Annotated in this window: 1 protein-coding gene; it reads left to right on the top strand. The window is 68.4% G+C overall.

Annotation, left to right across the window (positions count from 1 at the left end):
- Positions 1–507 (top strand): condensation domain-containing protein (locus tag ACLEQD_RS45060; protein WP_410392016.1); only part of this gene is annotated, 507 nt, incomplete at both ends.

The raw sequence follows: 507 nt of genomic DNA, 5'->3' as shown, positions 1-507 counted from the left end.
GCGTGGCAGCGCCAGTGGCTCCAGGGAGACGTGCTCCAGCGGCAGCTCGACTTCTGGAAGGAGCAGCTCGCGGACGCGCCGCATGTCCTGGAGCTGCCCACGGATCGCCCGCGTCCCGCGGTACAGCGGTTCGAAGGCGCCACGCACCGCTTCACGTTGCCAGACACGCTCCAGCACCTCCTGGCGGCCCTGGGCCGTGAGGAAGGGGCCACGCTGTTCATGACGTTGATGGCGGGCTTCCAGGTGCTGCTGTCGCACTACAGCGGCCAGCGGGACTTCATCGTCGGTACGCCCATCGCCAACCGCACGCGCGAGGAGCTGGAAGGCCTCATCGGCTTCTTCGTCAACACGCTGCCGCTGCGGGCCCACCTGCGTGACGGAGCGTCCTTCCGCGAAGTGTTGCGACAGGTGCGCGACCGGGCCCTGGGCGCGTATGCGCATCAGGAGCTGCCGTTCGAAAAGCTCGTGGAGGAGCTGCACGTCGAACGCGCGCTGAGCCATGGACCG

The sequence above is a fragment of the Corallococcus sp. 4LFB genome (assembly GCF_046520365.1).
Taxonomy (GTDB): Bacteria; Myxococcota; Myxococcia; order Myxococcales; family Myxococcaceae; genus Corallococcus; species Corallococcus caeni.
This window is presented reverse-complemented; position numbering and strand designations above follow the sequence as displayed.